General features: G+C 56.0%; 14 protein-coding genes. 7 read left to right on the top strand and 7 right to left on the bottom strand.

Going from position 1 to position 18,325, the window contains the following annotated elements; translation table 11 throughout:
• The first annotated feature begins 52 nt into the window (after window positions 1-52).
• From dprA to GGR27_RS10735, 4 genes are all read left to right on the top strand, one after another.
• Window positions 53-1,153 (top strand): DNA-processing protein DprA, encoded by a 1,101-nt coding sequence (gene dprA, locus GGR27_RS10750; RefSeq protein WP_168037451.1) that lies wholly within the window; start codon window positions 53-55, stop codon window positions 1,151-1,153.
• Between the two features lie 380 nt (window positions 1,154-1,533).
• Window positions 1,534-2,688: an alkaline phosphatase gene (locus GGR27_RS10745; protein WP_245184612.1), complete on the top strand. Its 1,155-nt coding sequence runs from the start codon at window positions 1,534-1,536 to the stop codon at window positions 2,686-2,688.
• Between the two features lie 454 nt (window positions 2,689-3,142).
• Window positions 3,143-4,195: a fatty acid desaturase gene (locus GGR27_RS10740; protein ID WP_168037450.1), complete on the top strand. Its 1,053-nt coding sequence runs from the start codon at window positions 3,143-3,145 to the stop codon at window positions 4,193-4,195.
• An 11-nt stretch (window positions 4,196-4,206) separates the two neighbouring features.
• Window positions 4,207-5,697 (top strand): DASH family cryptochrome, encoded by a 1,491-nt coding sequence (locus GGR27_RS10735; RefSeq protein ID WP_168037449.1) that lies wholly within the window; start codon window positions 4,207-4,209, stop codon window positions 5,695-5,697.
• Here GGR27_RS10735 and GGR27_RS10730 read toward each other — a convergent pair whose 3' ends face one another.
• Window positions 5,698-6,936 (bottom strand): ABC transporter permease, encoded by a 1,239-nt coding sequence (locus tag GGR27_RS10730; protein ID WP_168037448.1) that lies wholly within the window; start codon window positions 6,934-6,936, stop codon window positions 5,698-5,700. It abuts the gene before it with no gap.
• A gap of 85 nt (window positions 6,937-7,021) precedes the next feature.
• Complete coding sequence (locus GGR27_RS10725; protein WP_168037447.1) at window positions 7,022-7,477, bottom strand: MarR family winged helix-turn-helix transcriptional regulator; 456 nt, start codon at window positions 7,475-7,477, stop codon at window positions 7,022-7,024.
• Window positions 7,478-7,848: 371 nt separating this feature from the next.
• On the opposite strand from GGR27_RS10725, the gene GGR27_RS10720 reads away from it, so the two are divergent.
• Both GGR27_RS10720 and GGR27_RS10715 read left to right on the top strand, forming a co-directional pair.
• Window positions 7,849-8,535: a LolA family protein gene (locus GGR27_RS10720; RefSeq protein WP_168037446.1), complete on the top strand. Its 687-nt coding sequence runs from the start codon at window positions 7,849-7,851 to the stop codon at window positions 8,533-8,535.
• A 297-nt stretch (window positions 8,536-8,832) separates the two neighbouring features.
• Window positions 8,833-10,206, top strand: coding sequence for an NAD(P)H-binding protein (locus GGR27_RS10715; protein ID WP_168037445.1), 1,374 nt, complete (start codon window positions 8,833-8,835; stop codon window positions 10,204-10,206).
• A 1-nt stretch (window position 10,207) separates the two neighbouring features.
• Here the strand turns inward: GGR27_RS10715 and GGR27_RS10710 are convergent, their stop codons facing one another.
• From GGR27_RS10710 to GGR27_RS10690, 5 genes are all read right to left on the bottom strand, one after another.
• Window positions 10,208-10,690: a GNAT family N-acetyltransferase gene (locus tag GGR27_RS10710; protein ID WP_168037444.1), complete on the bottom strand. Its 483-nt coding sequence runs from the start codon at window positions 10,688-10,690 to the stop codon at window positions 10,208-10,210.
• Between the two features lie 64 nt (window positions 10,691-10,754).
• Complete coding sequence (locus GGR27_RS10705) at window positions 10,755-11,567, bottom strand: aldo/keto reductase (protein ID WP_168037443.1); 813 nt, start codon at window positions 11,565-11,567, stop codon at window positions 10,755-10,757.
• A 135-nt stretch (window positions 11,568-11,702) separates the two neighbouring features.
• Window positions 11,703-12,974, bottom strand: coding sequence for a glutamate-5-semialdehyde dehydrogenase (locus tag GGR27_RS10700; RefSeq protein WP_168037442.1), 1,272 nt, complete (start codon window positions 12,972-12,974; stop codon window positions 11,703-11,705).
• 188 nt (window positions 12,975-13,162) lie between these two features.
• Window positions 13,163-13,924, bottom strand: coding sequence for a T9SS type A sorting domain-containing protein (locus tag GGR27_RS10695; RefSeq protein WP_168037441.1), 762 nt, complete (start codon window positions 13,922-13,924; stop codon window positions 13,163-13,165).
• A 356-nt stretch (window positions 13,925-14,280) separates the two neighbouring features.
• Window positions 14,281-15,543, bottom strand: coding sequence for a mechanosensitive ion channel (locus GGR27_RS10690; protein WP_168037440.1), 1,263 nt, complete (start codon window positions 15,541-15,543; stop codon window positions 14,281-14,283).
• 274 nt (window positions 15,544-15,817) lie between these two features.
• Between GGR27_RS10690 and pheT the strand changes: the two genes are divergently transcribed.
• Window positions 15,818-18,274 carry a phenylalanine--tRNA ligase subunit beta gene (pheT, locus tag GGR27_RS10685; protein ID WP_168037439.1) on the top strand — a complete coding sequence of 819 codons (2,457 nt, stop codon included), beginning with the start codon at window positions 15,818-15,820 and terminating at the stop codon, window positions 18,272-18,274.
• Window positions 18,275-18,325 lie beyond the last annotated feature (51 nt).

Genomic DNA, 18,325 nt, shown 5'->3' with positions numbered 1-18,325 from the left:
CCGCCCGTTTTTCTTCTCCCGTAGTGCTCGTTGACAAATCAAGCATTCCCCCATGCATTCGGACACCCTACCCCGGGTAGCCCTCAGCCGCGTACCCGGCATCGGCGCAAAATTATTCCGTACCCTCCTTCAACATTTCGGCTCCGCGGAAGAAGCGTTGCGGGCGCGGCCGCAGGAGCTGTGTCGTGTGGAAGGCATTGCGGAAAAGACCGCCAAAGCTTTCGCCCGGGAGCGGCACCACCGCGAAGCCGAAAGTATTCTCCACCACGCCGATAAAAGCGACGTTACCATCCTGTGCTGCGCCGACGACGACTACCCCTACCGGCTGGCAAAACACCTGACCGCAGCCCCGGTGCTGTACCATTTCGGCAATACCGACTTACAAAGTTCCCGCTCGGTGGCCATCGTCGGCACCCGGGAGATGAGTAGCCGGGGCAGCCGCCAGGTCGATATGCTGCTCGATCCGTTGGCGGAATACAGCCCCCTCGTCGTTAGCGGCCTGGCCTACGGGGTGGATATTTACGCCCACCGCCGCTGCCTACAGACCGGTATACCAACCCTGGCGGTAATGGGTTCTGGCTTCGGCCACGTCTACCCCGCCGCGCACGCCCGCACGGCCATGCAAATGGCGGATAACGGCGGCGGCGTCCTCACCGAATATCCTTACTGGCTCAAACCGGAGCGGGAGCACTTCCCCGCCCGCAACCGCATCGTTGCCATGCAGAGCGACCTCACCGTCGTCGTAGAGTCCGCCACCCGGGGCGGCTCCATGATTACCGCCAACATGGCCCACGAATACGGTAAGAAGGTGGGTGCCTGCCCGGGGCGCGGGGGTGATCCGCTTTCCGCCGGCTGCAACAAGCTCATCAAAACGGGCAAGGCGCACTTGATCGAACGGGGGCAGGACATTATCGATTTGCTGAAGTGGAAAGGGCTGACCGCCGGCCACCAACGCCGCCTCTTTGACGACCTGGACGCTGGCGAGCAAGCCGTCGTCCACCAACTACGCGACCGGCAGGGGGTCGACATTGACGAACTCCACCTCAGTCTGGGCGAACCGCCGGCCAAGCTCGCCAGCACGCTGCTGATGCTGGAGATGAAGGGAGTGATTGTTTCTTTACCCGGAAGGAGGTACCGTCTGGGGGGAGAGTAGCGGACGATAAATTTAGGGAGTAATGGTTTGAATCATACTATTGGATATTTTCCCCGGACGCTTGGAGGACCTCAACAATTTCGCCTTCGGCTTCACGGCAGAGGATGCTCCAAGGTCCTCAAGTAGAATTTTAGAACCTTGGAGCGTCTCGAAACTAAAGCGTAGCGAAGGGTTTCGAGTCCTCCAAGCGTCCGATTTGAAAATGTCCAGTAGTGTGGGTTTGGATTCAATGGTGCCAGTGGTACTCATTGGTGTAATAATGATTGCCCGCCGGCGTCCTTTTCCAAAGAATCCACCAGTCGATTTACCTTTTTACCCGGCACGTTTAAAATTAATCTTCGCTTAAGCCACCGCATCGGTTCGGCCCCTATCTTCACCCCATGAAGCCACTTACCGTTTTATTCATCAGTCTATCCGTTTTACTCTTTACGGCTTGCCCACCCGCCCCGACCGACACAATCGCGGTTAAGCCACGGGTGAAGGTCAGTAAGGTCGAGAAAGCGGCACCGACGTACGATGGTGTACGGCCAAAGAACATCATCCTGATGATCGGGGACGGAATGGGCATAACTCAGATCAGCGCGGGGATGTACAGCAACGGTAATCGATTGAACTTAGAACGGTTCCGGTCGATCGGCCTGCATAAATCATACAGCGGAGACAATTTGGTCACCGACTCCGCCGCGGGCGCTACGGCCTTCAGCACGGGCGTCAAAACTTATAACGGAGCGATTGGCGTAGATATGGATACACTACCCGTCACGACCATCCTCGAACTGGCGGAAGCGGCGGGGATGCCAACGGGTTTGGTCGCGAGCAGCTCGATCGTCCACGCCACGCCGGCTAGTTTCGTAGCGCACAACTCGGCTCGTAAAAATTACGAGGACATCGCTAGGGGCTTCTTGGATACCGACGTCGACCTCATCATCGGCGGGGGCGCCAAGTTTTTTGAACGCCGCACCCTCGACATCCGAAACCTTTCCGACGAGCTACGCAAAAAAGGCTACACGGTGGATAACTTCGTGACGAAAGATATTAAGGACGTGAAGCCCGACGTAAAGGGAAACTACGCTTACCTGACGGCCGACGCCGAGCCCCTCCCCTTCTCCCAGGGCCGCGACTACCTGGTGGCCGCCGCGGACATCGCGCCGGAATTTCTCAACCAGCGTGACGTAGAAAATAAAGGCTTTTTCCTCATGATCGAAGGCTCCCAGATCGACTGGGGCGGACACTCGAACGACAGTGACTACATCATTTCGGAAGTGATTGAGTTCGACAATGCAATTGGCAAAGTGCTCGAATTTGCTAAGCGGGACGGGGAGACCCTCGTCATCGTCACCGCCGACCACGAGACGGGCGGCTACGCCATCCAGTACGGGTCGGAAATGGGCCGCATCGACGGCGCGTTTACCTCCGACTACCACACGGCCGACCTCATTCCCGTCTTCGCCTTCGGGCCGGGTGAAGAACTATTTCGGGGGATCTACGAGAACACGGCGATTTTTGACCGCATGAAGTCACTGTACGGTTTGTAGAACACGCTCACGATCGCTCTTCGGCCGGTTAGCTCGACCCAACTCACCTTACGCGTGGTTCCTTTCTGGTTTCGCTTAGCTAGTTTGGCCGAACGGGTGCGATGCCACGGTTAAAATTTTAACGAATCCTTATTTAATTGGTGCCCATCATTGTCTTGCCGCGCACTGTTTAATTAAGCACTACGTTGATTGCTGAGTATAAATCTCGTCAATCGCGGGTCAACGTTATTGCGAGGACAAAACTCAATGCAACTACTTACGTTCAGACTTTGCCCCACGCAATCATACTGACTTAAGTATCGTGCGCTATGGGTATATTTTAGTCAGCGGATAAACGTATCCGCCAACCAGCCATAACAAACCGATAGTCCTTATCTTGCGCTCCGGTAATCGATCCGCTAGATACATCTGGGTTCCGTTAGCCATCCATCACTACATTTTAAACTCTCCAGTCTTGAACACCTCCTCCGGTCCTTCCGTCGAAGAAATTAACGACAACCTCCGTCACTGGAAGACCATCGTTGCTAAGTACCAGCAATCGAATACACCACGGGCGATCGGTCAGATCTTTAGCAGCTTCGGACCCTTCATCGCGCTGTGGATAGCGATGTACTTTAGTGTTGACTATTCCATCTGGTTGACGCTGGCGCTAGGTGCGGTCAACGCTTTTTTCCTGGTGCGGATTTTCATCATTCAGCACGATTGCGGCCATTACTCCTTCCTCCAGAAGCGAAAATTTAACGACGTCGTCGGTTTCGTTTGCTCTTTTTTCAGTTCGATCCCCTACACGTACTGGGCGCGGGTACACAGTTACCACCACGGTCATACAGGCCAGCTTGAGCACCGGGACATTGGTGACATCGACTTTCTTACCGTCGGTGAGTACCGGGACCTGACGAAGTGGGGCCGGTTCAAGTACCGTATTTTCCGCAGCCCGGTGGTTCTGTTCGTGATTGTTCCCCTGATCTACATGGGTATCGTGCTCCGTATTCCCCGCATCACTTTCGACGGCTGGGGCAAAGTACACGTCAAGCAACACCTCAACAACATCGCCATCGCGCTGGTGTACGTTGCGATGGGCTTCATCCTGGGTTGGAAGGCATTCTTGATCGTGCAGGGGTCCATCATCTTCTTTTTCGGTATCATTTCTTTTTGGTTCTTTTACGTTCAGCACCAGCACGAGCATACCTTCATGCAGTGGACGAAGAACTGGGACTACCTCACCGCCGCCATCAAAGGTGCTAGCTTCTACAAGCTACCCCGCTGGTTGCACTTCCTGACGGGTAACATCGGCTACCACCACATCCACCACCTGAGCAGCCGCATCCCGAACTACAACCTGCGTCAGTGCGCTAAGGAGAACCCTGTGCTTCAGAAATACGTGACCAAAGTGACCTTCTTCCAGAGCTTGCCCATGATGTTCCATAAGTTATGGGACGAGGAGAAGCAACGCATGATTAGTTTTAAGGAATTCTACCAGAACGAAAGCGGCACCACGGTCGCATAAAATACTGCTCCGTGCCCGCGAACACTGCTATTTATTGGCTCCGTAACGACTTGCGGTTCCACGACAACGAAACCCTGGTGCGTGCCCTGCAAGGCCACACCAGGGTTTTGCTCGTTTACCCCCTCGATCTTCGCCAGTTTGAGCAGCTGCCCGGTCAGGAATTTCGCAAGACGGGCGTCCACCGAGCGGTTTTTTTGTTACGAGCGCTGCAAGATCTTCGTCGGCGTGCACATGATAAGGGGACTGACATTGCCATCATACCAACTTCCGCACCCGCGACCGCGCTAAAAAAGGTGTTTGATCAGATAGAGGCCGCTGCTATCTATACGCAAGCGGAGATCACGAGCGAGGAGACCGATGATGAAAAAAAGGTAGCGGCGGCGCTGGCGCAGGATGCCAGGACCGGGGGAAAAGCAAAGTTAATTAGCGTCTGGGGTAAGTCCTTATACCACCCGGAAGAGCTTTCTTTCGCGCTAAATGAAGCTCCGGAACCCTTCCGAGAATTTCGCCGTGCCGTCGAGAAACTCCCCATCCGCGATGTCCACGGAGAACCCGCCGGCATAGAAAGCCCGCCCTACTATTATCCTCCCACGCCTACCCTCGCCGATCTTGGCTTTACGGAAGCGGGCAATCCGGCCTACCCCGGTGGTGAGTCAGCCGGTCTGGAGCGCCTTAACTATTACCTTGCCGGTAGCCACCTCGTCCAACGCTACCGCTCCACGCGCAACAAAAGCCTGGGGGCGGACTACTCCTCTAAGTTCTCTCCTTATTTAGCGCTCGGCTGTCTTTCCCCCCGCGAAATCTACCGGCAAATCACGGATTACCACCTCAACCACAAGAAAAGCGCAGGTAACGGCATACTTTTCGAAATGCGCTGGCGCGACTTTTTTCTCTACCTCGGCGTCAAGCACGGTAACCGCATTTTCCGGCCCGGAGGTTTCAAGGATAAAGCCCACGACTGGACGGAAGATCATGACCTTTTCGAACGGTGGACGCAGGGACGTACCGGCCTTCCTTTCGTGGACGCTCACTTGCGCGAATTGCGCCAAACCGGCTTCATGAGCAACCGCGGCCGCGTTAACTGCGCTAGTTTCCTCACCCGCGATTATAAAATCGACTGGCGCTGGGGAGCGGCCTGGTTTGAAAGCTGCCTGATTGATTACGAAGTCTGCGCCAACTGGCTCAACTGGCACACCCAGGCACTGGATATCTACTACACCAGTGCGCCGTGGCAGGGCCTCAAGTACGACAAAAAGGGAGAGTACGTAAAAACCTGGTTGCCGGAACTCAAGGAACTACCGGCACCCCTCGTCCACGCCCCGTGGAAAATGGATGCTGAAGGGATGCTAAACGATCTCGATTTTGACCTCGACCGCGACTATTACCGCCCCGGCATCGAAAACACGAAATGGGACTGGGCCTGGAATCGCCTGAAGACCGGGGATAGTTCGAGCCCCCGACGCAAAAAGAAAGCAGCAGCAGCTGTGAAGAAGAAAACGTAATTACTCCTCGTTGATGATCGCCGAAATCCGTGCCGCACGGCGCGCCGGAAGAAGAGATGCGATCAGCCCGATCAGGAGCACGGTAACGGCTACCACCAGGAAGTCGAACCAGCGGAAAGAAATCGGGTAGGCTTCCGTCATCATACCGGGGAGGTTGATCAACCCGTAGTATTTCTGTAGCACGTAGAGGATGCCCGCGATAACGAAACCAACGCACAGCCCGATCGTGCACAGCAGTAGACCGACGCGCAGAAAGATATTCCGCACGTCCGCGCCCGTCATTCCCAGGCTACGGAGAATCGAGATATCTGGTTTTTTTTCCAGGACGATCATCCAAAGCGCACCCACGAGATTGAAACTAATCAGGATCATCATCAGAATGACGATGGCAAAAGCCACAAACTTTTCGATCTGCATCAATTTCAGCAGGCTGTTTTCCTGTTGGAATCGGTTTTTCACTACAAACGCTTCCCCGACGTAATCCTGGATCGCTCGGTAAGTCTTTTCGTTATTTTGCTCCGGGTCGAGTTTCATTTCCAGGGAAGTGACCGTAGCGTCCGTTACACTCATCAGATCGCGCGCGCGCTCGAGTGGGATGAAAACACCCTGGTTCTCCAACGCCTCCTGGCTACGGATGACGCCGGTGGGCTGAAAATCGCGCGTCAGGTACGAAGACCGCCCGGTCGTCAAAAAGCCGCCGCCACGCGGCTTGGGGCGGGCCATGTAAACCCGGAGTGGGGTGAACTGATCGAGGGGGTCGACGCCCAGGGCCAGGGCGAGCTGGTTACCGATGACGGCGCTGGTCGCTTGGTCGTCCGTCGCGTAAAGACCGTAAGTGCCATCCCGCACCATTGTGTCGATGCCATTCATCTTAGCGTATGACTCATCGACGCCCTTGATTCTTCCGGGGCTGCGCTTGTCGTTGTAACTGAACATGGCTGTTTCCTCGAGCGTCTGTGAGACTACCCGCACGCCGGGGATGGCGTACAAACCCGCGAGCGTTTCCGGGTCGACGTCAAACGTCTTACCCTTGCGGGCGGTAATGCGTACGTCGGGGTTGAGGTTGTTGAACAAGTCCACGAACATGTCTTCGAACCCATTGAAGACACTCAGTACCGTAACCAACGCCGCCGCCCCGATCGCCACGCCGAAGGCCGCAATGAAGGTGATGATGTTGATGGCATTGGTAGACTTCCGGGCAAAGAGGTAACGCCAGGATATTTTGTTCGGAAGGTTCATGCTCGGCAAAGGTAGCGGGTCGGGAGGGAATGGGAATAGCTCAGTCAAAAGACGAATATTCTCCCCCCGTATTATCTACCCCCGCTTACTTTAAGCGAGCCAGTAGGCCATTGAGCTGAATAATTTCATCGCTATTCAATCTCTCCGAAATCACGGCTTCGACTTCCAACCGGCTCTTGGCAATGGTGGTCAGCAACTTCAAACCTTTATCCGTTATGCGGGTGCGGTTACTGCGACGATCAAAGTCAGAAGGAAACTTTTCCAGCAGGCCTTTCTTGTCCAGCCGGTCGATGAGCCGACTAGCGTCAGACATCTTGTCGGCCAGGCTGTTCCGCACGTCCTGAATGGACATGGATTCAGGATTTCTAGCCGCTAGCGTTGAGAGAATGTTGTACTGTTTCGGTGTGATCCCAAAAGGGGAGAGGAAGTTGCGCGAGAGATTATTTAGCCAGCTACAGGACTGCAAAAGGTGGTACCGAAGCTTTTTAATGTCATTGCCGCCACTAGCCACAAGGCCAGACTGGCCAGGTTGGTTTGTCATTGGGTCTAATTAAATAGAGGTGAAGTTGCGGTTGTCAATCGTTAAGTAAAGCCCGGAAACAAATTCCGGGAAGTCACATCCGCACGAATTCACTCAAAAGAGGTTGAACACGTATAAATCAAGGAGTAGATAGCCTTGTAAAGGTACTAAACTGCACTACAAGTAAGTCGCATAATGTTAGAAACAAGCAAGATAACCAACACTTTGTTGATGCTTAGACATATGCAGCAAACCCTTGTTCTATCACAACTCACTTTCAGGCTTCAGAGTTTGGCTACCCGCGCAACTAACCCGTTAACGTTAGTTTAACCGCTTACTACCATCAATTTCGCGCCCTTTGGTGTTTATCTAGCAGACTCAACAACCCACGTATGAAACTCGGTTTAACGACTATTTTGCTTCTATTCCTCACCGTTTTCACGCTCCAAGCACAGGATAATCAGTACCGCAGCGCTAAGGACAGCGACCCCCAAGCCGTTAAGCTGCTGGAGAACTTGCGCACGAAGTACGATGCTTTTGCCACCCTACGCGCGGACTTCCAGCTGGACATTGCTTTTCCCGGCCAGCCAATTGAGTCCCAAAAGGGACAGATCAGTCGCCGGGGCGACAACGTTCGCTTTAAGTTGGGGGAGCAGGAGGGTATCATTAATAAGGAGGCCGCTTACATCATCCAGCACGGCAACAAGGAAGTCATGATTAATAACCTTCCGGAGCCGGGGGAATTGTCCGGCGTACTAACACCACAAACCTTGTTCAGCTTCTACGAAGGGGACAAGTACGTGCTGGCCATCACCGGTTCGGAAACCGTAGGCGGGCGTACCGCCAAGGTGATCGAGTTAAAGCCCGTCGACCGCAACGCGAGCGAATTCAGCAAGATGCGTCTGCTGGTGGACGCCACTAAGAACGAGATCGTCAGCATCAAAGCATTCGCGGCGGACGGTAGTCGCTACGCCTTTACGTTGAATAATACCGAAGCAAATCCGGTACTACCCGCCAGTACGTTTAAGTTTGTCCAGAGTGAATTTCCCGGTTACCACGTCGAAGACCTTCGTTACTAACCCTTGTCGCTACGTAGCTTATTACGAGTTTTCAATTTCGGAAGATAACGACAATGCAGGGTACGGATTAATCCGTATCCTGCATTGTCGTTACGGTCCTTCAACTACGTGACTCACGACATTCTCAGCTAGCCCATCAACTTTACCATCGGCGCGGAATGACCCGGCACCCGCGACGCGTCAGTTAGTCCCGTACGTTATCGGGGCGACCGCGCGAATCCCTATTCCGGCACAATTTGAAACACCCACCGTGCCCGTCGGTTACAGCTACATCAACCACCCAAAGACCACCCAGCTATGAGCCTCCCCACCATTGTCATCGCCGGTGCCACGGGCTTCATCGGTCGCTGGTTCATCGAGCGTTTTCACCAGGACTTCAACATCATCGCCCTCAGCCGAAGTGAGATGGAACCGGACCCGACCTACGATCACGTGGACTGGCGGCAGGTAGAACTGTATTCGTTGAGCTCGTCCGAAGAAGCGATGAAGGGGGCAGATTACGCCCTCTACCTCGTCCACTCCATGCACCCCACGACCCGGCTCCACCAGGGGACGTTTGAGGATACCGACCTACTCCTCGCCGATAATTTCGGCCGTGCCGCTAAGGCCAACGGTCTCAAACAGATCATCTTCATGGGTGGCCTGCTGCCCTACAACGAGACAAAAGACCAACTCAGCCGCCACCTGCGTAGCCGGTGGGAAGTAGAGCAAACACTGGGTAACGCCGGCGTCCCCGTCACCACCCTCCGCGCCGGCATCATCGTCGGCCCCGGCGGCTCTTCTTTCGACATGATTAAAAAGCTCGTCGAGCGGCTGCCCGTTATGATCTGCCCCAGTTGGTGCCAGTCCGAGACCCACCCGATCGAGCTGGAGGATGCGCTGAAGATCATCCGCTACTGTGTCGGTCAGGAAGATACCTACGATCAGCATTTCGATATTGGCGGTGGTGGCACGACGACGTACATGGAAATGATGCGGACGGTGGCGGACCTGATGAACAAGAAGCGCACCATCCGGCCGGTCCACTACTTCAGCCCCGGTTTTTCCAAAATGTGGGTAGCGTTGTTTACCAACCAGAGTCGTGAGTTAGTGTCACCCCTGATTGAGAGCCTGCGTCACGACATGGTCGCTACGCCCAACTCATTCCTGGAGCAGTTCCCGGACCGGGCGGATTTTCGCGCCGCGGCACACCGTGCCCTCTACGGCAAGGAAAGGTTGCCGGCGTTACCCAAAAGGATCCCGACCGAGAAGAAAGAAAAGAACACCGTGCGCAGCGTTCAGCGCCTGGCTAACCCGGAAGGGCACACCGCTACTTACGTCGCGAGGATCTACCAAAAGTGGCTCCCAATCTTCTTCCGCACCCTCATCCGTGTACGCACGGAGGGCGACGTGTCGGACTTTACGGTAGCCGGTGTACCGTTGCTGCAACTCACTTTCATCTCCGACCGTAGCGACGAGGAACGTCAGTTGTTTTACATCACGGGTGGCAGGCTGGTAAAGCGCCGCGATTACGGCTGGTTGGAGTTTCGGCGCGTGCTCGGCGGGCGCTACGTGATTTCCGCCATCCACGAGTTCGTCCCGTCGCTACCCTGGTTTTTGTACGTCGGTACCCAGGCCCGCGCCCACTCTTTCGTGATGAATCGCTTCGGCAAGTACCTCGCCGGAGACTAGTTTATAAGTCCAGCACCATTTTCATATTCTTCCCGTCGAACGCCACGGTGCGGAACCCCATGCGCCGGTACCACTGCGCGGCGTGGTTGTCACCGTTTACGGAGAGGGAAACTTGTTCGTCGCCGCGTTGGCGCAGGGCATCGAGGAAATGGTTCATCAGATGATTACCGATTCCTTGGCCCCGGTGGCTTTTCTTAATGGCCAGGCCGAGTTCCGACACCTCCGGGCTAATGAAGCCAAACCCCGGCTCCTCCTCCGTAAAGCGCCTGCTCCAAATGCCTCCCACCTCTTCACCGTCCCGCAGAATAATGAAGCCGAGATCGTACTCCTGCCCCCAGTACTGATAATAGCGGCGCAGTTCCGGCTTACGGATTACTTCAAAGGGAATGGCCGGTTCACCCGGTGGCTTGAACAAGGCGGAATGAAAAAGTTCGTGAAAGAAAGCCGTTGCCGTGTTCTCGAGCGGGCGGAAGGTATAGATCATGGGGGCGAAATCTGTGGTCGGAGTCGGCGAGCAAGGTAAGCTAGTTTACCTGATTTGGCCGTACTTAAAAATCAAAGTCGTGCGGGTCCGGCCCGTACCGGTGGCCACGTTCGAGTTCGTCGATGGCGACCAGGTGCTCTTCCGAGAGTTCGAAACCAAATAGGTCGTTGTTCTCCCGGATGCGCCCCTCGTTCACACTTTTTGGTATGACGATGATGTCATTCTGTAAGCACCAGCGCAGCACGACTTGTGCGGCCGTCTTGTCGTAATCCTTGGCGATCTTCGCAAACAGCGGTTCGTCGAGAAACTTCCCCTGCATGAGCGGACTCCACGCGGTGATGGCGATGTTGTGTTCGTCGCAGGCGCTGATCGTCTCGGCCTGCACTAGGTAAGGATGGTATTCAATTTGGTTGACGGCGGGGACAATGTTGCCCACCCTGAGGATGTCCTGCAGGTGCTCGTCCATAAAGTTACTCAGGCCAATGGATTTCACCTTACCCGCCGCGAGGGCAGTTTCCAGTTCGGCCCAGGCCCGCTCGTAACCGTCGACGGGCCAGTGCAGCAGGATGAGGTCGACGTACTCCACACCAAGCCGGGCGAGGGATTCGTCGAGCGCGGCGGTGGTGCGGCCTTTACGGATATCGTCGTTCCATATTTTGGTCGTCAGCCAAACGTCCGCGCGCGGCACGTCGCTGCTGGCGAGCGCCTTACCGACGGCCTCCTCGTTTTTGTAAATCATGGCCGTGTCCACGTGCCGGTACCCCGCTGCGAGTGCCCAGTGGATGGCGTTGATGACTTCTTCGCCGTTGCCACTTTGCCAGACGCCGAGGCCGACCTGCGGCATCCTCAGGCCATTGTTGAGGGTGATGTGTTTCATGTTGCCGCAACGTCAGTTACGAGCTCCGGGTTCTGCGCGCTTCCGTCGGTTTAGCGGCCCATCACTTTGTGCACATCTTTGGCGCGGTCGCGGGTGCAAACGTAGTTGGGAAAGAAGCCGGGAAGCCGCCCCTCACTACCGAACCTGCCCTTCCCCACGGACGAGCCACTTATAGCTGGTCAGGGCAGCGAGCCCCATGGGGCCACGGGCGTGCAATTTTTGCGTGCTGATGCCGATCTCGGCACCCAATTCGAATTGCCCGCCGTCGGTAAACGCGGTGCTCGCGTTGGCGTACACCACGGCGGCGTCAACCTCCCGCAGGTAGCGCTTGACATTACCCGGCACGTCACTGATTACGGACTCACTGTGCCGACTCCCGTACTTATTGACGTGGGAGATGGCCTCGTCCACGGCGGACACGGTTTTGATGGACAGCTTCATGGACAGAAATTCCGTACCGAAATGCGCTTTCGTAGCGTGGTGCAGCTGATGCTCCGGAAATTTACCTTTTAGAGCGGCATAAGCGGCAGTATCGGCGAACACGTCGCACTGATGTTCATTACCGAGCCTGGCCACAAGATTGGGTAGTACCGGTAATTGAGCCTCGTGCAGGACGATACAATCCAAAGAATTACATACGCTCACCCGCCGGCTTTTGGCGTTGGTGATGATGGCTTCCGCCCATTCAAGGTTGGCCTTTTCGTCCACGTAGGCGTGACAAATACCCGCGCCCGTCTCAATTACCGGTACGGTGGCATTAGCCCGCACGAAATCGATCAAACCCTGGCTCCCACGGGGGATGATGACGTCGACGAGTCCATCGGCCTTTAATAATGGTTGCAATGCTTCCCGCTCGGCGGGGGCTAAGTAGCATGCTCTGGGTAAGCCCGTCTGGAGAAGTGCACGGTCAATCAGGTTTTTGATCGCAATATTACTGTGCCGCGCATCCCGGCTCCCCTTCAGGGCGGAGGCATTACCGCTTTTTAAGTTCAGGGCAAATACGTCGAAAGTAACGTTCGGTCTACTCTCAAAGACAACACCCACCACCCCGATCGGCACACTGACCCGGCTTAAGTCTAAACCATTCACCAGCGTCCGCGCCTCCAGGCAAATCCCCAAAGGACTAGCGAGAGCAGCGACCCGACGCAAGTCGGCAGCAATGCCCAGCAACCGGCTCTCCGTAAGTAAAAGACGATCGTACTTGGGGTCATCCGGATGCATACGCGAAAGATCCTGCGCGTTGGCGGCCAGCAGATCGGGTACGTTAGCTTCGGTCAGGTCAGCCAGCGTAAGTAGGCAGGCGTTGAATCGTTCCGCCGGCTGGCGGTTCAATTCGAGGGCGGCAGCGCGGAGTTGCACCAGGTCGAGCTGCACACGTTCGGATAGCGTGGCGGGGGAGCTTGTCATCCGGCAAAGATAATGACGCAATTTTGTGGAGTGACCACTTTACGGCACGGGCTCCTGCACTAATGTATTGGCCCCGTGAGGAAGCGAGCGGATACGGTATTACGGTGCGGAAGGAACATTGCCCCGCCAGCGCGAGACGTTGGCGAACAGCAACAATGGTAAATGTGCGAATCGGGAAAACCAATAATTCAGGCTCCAAAACGACGGTGCAGTAGACGCAGCGTCTTTAGCTTTTTCCCCCGGTCGTCGTAGATCGAAATGAGGTAAAGCCCGTCCGGTAACTTCTCGATGTCGTAGCCTTCCTTGCCGGAGGGTTTCGGAAAACTCAGCAGACGCTTACCGAGGGTGTTGGCTACGTCGACGCGACCGAGGTTCGTGCCGGCGGGCGACTCCACGAAGAACCGTTCCCGGGCCGGGTTCGGGTAAAGTGCGACGGAAGTAGGGTTTGGGCGGCGCGCAGCCGGGCGGCCGTTCTCCGTACTGGCTGCGTTAGCGCGGCGGACGATGCGGGTCGTAAAGTTACCCGTCCCCAAAATTACCCCGGGCAGATTTGCATCGGTAAATATCACCCCGACGGTACCGGTACCGGTGCTCCCGCCACTGCTGAGCACGACGGAAAAAGTGGCCATCTCGCCCGGGCCCAACCGGACGGGGGCGGCTTCTTGTACTTTGTTGCGGGGGACGATAAAGGGAGCGGTCTCGGTCCGGCGGCTAAACGTGCCGTAAGTCCAGTTGGTCGGCATCGTACCGTCCACTTGTTCCTGCACGAGGTCTATCGTACGGTTCGACCTGTTGGTTACGGTCACGTTCGTAATGTCCTGATACCGTTTGTCAAGGTCGTCCACGGTAACCTCTTTGGTCACGTTCGCCGGTTCGATCAGCAGGTCGATGTCTTGCGCGTGGCAAAACAAACTGAAAAGCGTCAAGAATAGGGTGATGGCGGTGCGCATAAGAGGAAAAAGGTCGTCGGGAGCTGAAGGACTCCAATAAAGATGATCGCCTGAGCACCACCCGGTCAAGGGTACTAACCCAGCGAGGGACGTTAATGTTAACAAATATGCACCATTATCTCCAAGTGTTACGGAAAACTCGGTGCCTTACACAATAATTAACGCGTTGCTGCCGGGCGTGTGGCACGTCTCTCCTGGGGGTTTCCCAGGAATATGGCACCCCCGATAGCTATCGAGGCCGCGCCCTCCACCACAAAAAACCAGGGATATAAGTCGTCTGCGACGAACTCATACCCCTGGTTGGTTAGGATACCCATGAACTTCGCTGCTACCTTAAGCTAGTCAGACCAAGTCGATTACCGCTCAATGACTGGCGGCACGGGTGGTGTAGGCGGAGTAGGCCGTGACGGTTTAGTGGGGTCAGCACTATCCGTCGTTGCTTTGTCCTTATTGAACTTGTCGAGGATGCGTTTCATCTGTTCACCGGCTGCTTCCCGACCACCGAGTCCAAAGGAAAGCGCAACGGCAACCGCAACGGCACCGAGGGTAAGGCCGAAGGCCAGATTAACGATGTCGTCCGCAATGCCCATCGTCCGCAGCGCAATGGCGAGAAAAAGGCCAAGGATCACGACGCGAGAAATGGAGGCAATAAACGTTTCCGTCCGCCCAGCGCTCATCGTGCGGTAAGCGATGTTGGCCAGGTAGTTACCGAGCGCAAGGATGACGAGCCCGAAAGCGATCTGCCCCGTCACTTCAAAGATCTCCGCCAACACGTAGTTGAGCCGTTCGAAACCGAGCCGCTCGACGCCAGTGATGATGCCAATAAACATCAGGAAGAAAAAAGCGACGTTAGCGAGCAACTTACTCAGGGAGGTACCGTGACCGATGACGCCACTGATCTCTAAGCGGTTTGCCAGGTTATCCGTACCCATGCTACGGAGAAGGTTCTCCAGTAGCCCGGTGATGAACTTACCACCAATGTAAAACAAGCCGATGATGAGTGCGGCGGCAAAAATGCGCGGGATGGCTTCCAGGAAGCTTCCCAACATTTCGTTGGCCGGTTGGGTAATCGCGTCGAGGCGCAGGGCGTCGAGGGCGGCAATTAAGAGAGGAATAAACACGAGAATGAATACGACATTCTTAACGATACTCGTCAGGTTGATTTCTTCGCTAAGGCCGGCTTTGTGGCTGATGCCTTCAAAGAACCCGGCGGCCATGCCCACCAAGCCCGAGGCAATCTTGGCCAGCACGTAACCGATAAAACCGATCAGTAGAGCACCGACAATGTTGGGGATGAAGCCTACGAAGCTGTTTACCATGTTGTTCAGCGGTGCCATTACGCTGTCGAAGCCGAGCACGTCCAGGGCGGCCAGTAGTACGATGACCATGACGACGTAGTACACCAGTTTGGCCAACGCGCGTTCCGGTCTTACGGTACCCGTAGTGGAAGCAGCGATGCGATTGTCCAGCCCAGTTTTGCTGAGGAGCTTCAGGACGATACTTTGCAGCAGCTTAGCGATGAAGTAGCCGATAATAAGGATCAGCAGGGCAGCGACGATGTTGGGGACGGCATCGCCGAGGCGGTCGAGCCAAAGCTCAAAGCGTTGAGATAGATTCATAGTAGAATTTTAAATAGTGGATGAAAGAAAGACCCGGTAGCGCTACACCGATTGGTGATGCGCACCGTATCACAAAACGGTGCGGCGGGCGCCGTGTTCGGGTTTTAAACCTTGTGTCACAAAAAGACCATAAATAGTTCGTGGATTTGAGAAAACCGCCGCACAGCAATACACCCCCGTCTCGCCAATTTCACGAGTGCCGGCTACCAACTGACGGCACGCCCCCAACTCCCGCCCAATTACATACCTTTGGCCACCATTTAGCTTACACCCTATGAAAGTTTCCCTCAACTGGCTCCGTCAGTACCTCGCTATCGACCTGGACCCCGCAGCCGTCGGCCAGATCCTAACCGGGACGGGCCTGGAAGTTGAAGGCATGGAGAAAATAGAATCCGTCCCCGGCGGCCTGGCCGGGCTGGTCGTCGGCCACGTAGTGGAGTGCGGCAAGCACCCCGGTGCAGATCGGTTAAGCCTCACTAAGGTGGACATCGGACGCGAGGAACAGGTCACCATCGTCTGCGGCGCACCAAACGTAGCTAAGGGGCAGTACGTAATTGTCGCAACCGTCGGGGCGGAGTTACACCCCACGGCAGGTGAGCCTTTTAAGATCAAAAAGGGTAAGATTCGTGGTGAAGTATCGGAAGGCATGATTTGTGCCGAAGACGAGATCGGCCTCGGCGCGAGCCACGACGGTATTATCGTCCTTGAAAAAAAGTACCAACCCGGTACGCCCGCCAAAGAGGTTTACAACCTTGAAGAAGACCACGTCTACGACATCGGCCTGACGCCCAACCGCTCTGACGCGACCAACCACCTCGGTGTCGCGTTCGATTTGGCCGCTGCACTCAACGTGCTGCACGACAAGCCTGTGCACGTGAAGCGGCCCGACGTTAGTAGCTTCCGGGAAGGCACCGCCACCGCCGTACCCGTCAGTGTTCAAGACCCAACGCAAGCCCCCCGCTACGCCGGCCTGACCATCGAGAACCTGACCGTTGCCCCCAGCCCCGACTGGCTCCGACAGCGGCTGCTGGCCATCGGCGTTCGGCCGATCAACAACGTAGTCGACGTAACCAACTACGTGCTGCACGAACTCGGCCAACCCCTCCACGCCTTCGACCTTGACAAAATCGCCGGTGGCGAGATCAACGTTGAAAAACTTCCGGAGGGCACTAAATTCCTGTCCCTCGATGGAATGGAACGGTCCCTGAGTGATGACGACTTGATGATCTGCGACGGCAACCACGCCCCCATGTGTATCGCCGGGGTCTTCGGCGGTGCTAATTCTGGCGTTACCGACGCCACCACGCGCATTTTTCTGGAGGCCGCCCACTTCGAAGCCGGCACCACCCGCCGCAGCAGCATGCGCCACACCCTGCGCACGGACGCGGCCCGCGTTTTCGAAAAAGGCAGCGACCCGAACGTGACCGTGTACGCCCTTAAGCGTGGGGCGCTTCTGCTCAAAGAACTCGCCGGGGGCAAGGTAACGAGCAAGTTATTCGACCACTACCCCACCCCGGTAAAGCCGCTGGTGATCAAGGTGCGCGATCAAAAAGTGCGCGACGTCATCGGGGCCGATTTGGCGCGGGCGCAGGTGCAAAGTATTCTCGAAAGCATGGACATGACCGTCACGCCGCTTGACGACAATGCCATCGCGGTTTCCGTACCCACCAACAAGACCGACGTCACGCGGGAAATCGACGTGATCGAAGAAATCTTGCGCATCTACGGTTTCGACAACGTGCCCACCCCGCAAGAGATCACGACGGCCATGATCGTAGCCCCGAACCCGGACCCGAACTACATTCGCGAACTCACCGGCGACTTGCTCGTCGCCAACGGCTTCCACGAAATGATGGCCCTTTCCCTCGACGAGAGCCGCCACTACCGGGAGGAAGGCGAAGAAGGCCAACTCCCGGGCGTCGTTTACATCAACAACACGTCCAACGTCCACCTCGACGTCATGCGGCCGGGGATGCTGCAGAGCGCCCTGGAAGCCGTAGCCCACAACCACAACCGGCAACAGCAGGATTTACGCCTCTTTGAATTCGGCCGCACCTACCACCTCGACCGGGAGGCTAAAACGCCCTACCGGGAAGTCAACCACCTCACCCTGACGCTAACCGGGCGCAAGCAAGCGGAGAGCTGGCACGTCGGCGCAAAAGGGGATAACGAAGCTGGCTTCTATACCATAAAGGCTGCCGTGGAACTCGTCCTCCAGCGCTTCGGCGTAGACAACTACCGGACGTCCGAAGTGGACTCAGCGGATTTCCAATTCGGCTTGCGTTACCACAAAGGCCCAATGGTGCTGGCGGACTTTGGCCTCGTGCACGCCAAGCAACTAACGAAGCGGCAGGTCAAAAGCGCCGTGTACTTTGCCGATTTGAACTGGGACAGCATTCTGAAAGTCCTACCGAAAAAACCAGTACGGGTGAAGACGCCGGGTAAGTACCCCTCGCTACGGCGCGATTTGGCGCTGATCGTCAACAAATCCGTTAAGTTCGCCGAGATAGAAAAGGTAGCGCGGAAGGCAGAGAAGAAGATCCTAACCGACGTCAATCTCTTCGACGTCTACGAGAACGACGACCAGCTCGGCGCGGACAAGAAAAGCTACGCGGTTAGTTTTCAACTAGAAAGTGACGATAAGACACTTTCGGAGAAGGAAGTAGATAAGACTATGCGGAGCATTGAGGGGAGTTTGGTGAAGCAATTGGGGGCGGAGGTTAGGCGGTAGAGGTGGTCTGGGGTCTGGGGTCTGGGGTCTGGGGTCTGGGGTCTGGGGAGA

Origin of the sequence: Neolewinella antarctica (genome assembly GCF_011927835.1) — a bacterium.
GTDB classification, from domain to species: domain Bacteria; phylum Bacteroidota; class Bacteroidia; order Chitinophagales; family Saprospiraceae; genus Neolewinella; species Neolewinella antarctica.
Note: the sequence above shows the minus strand (reverse complement) of the source record. Positions and strands in the feature narration are given on the sequence as shown.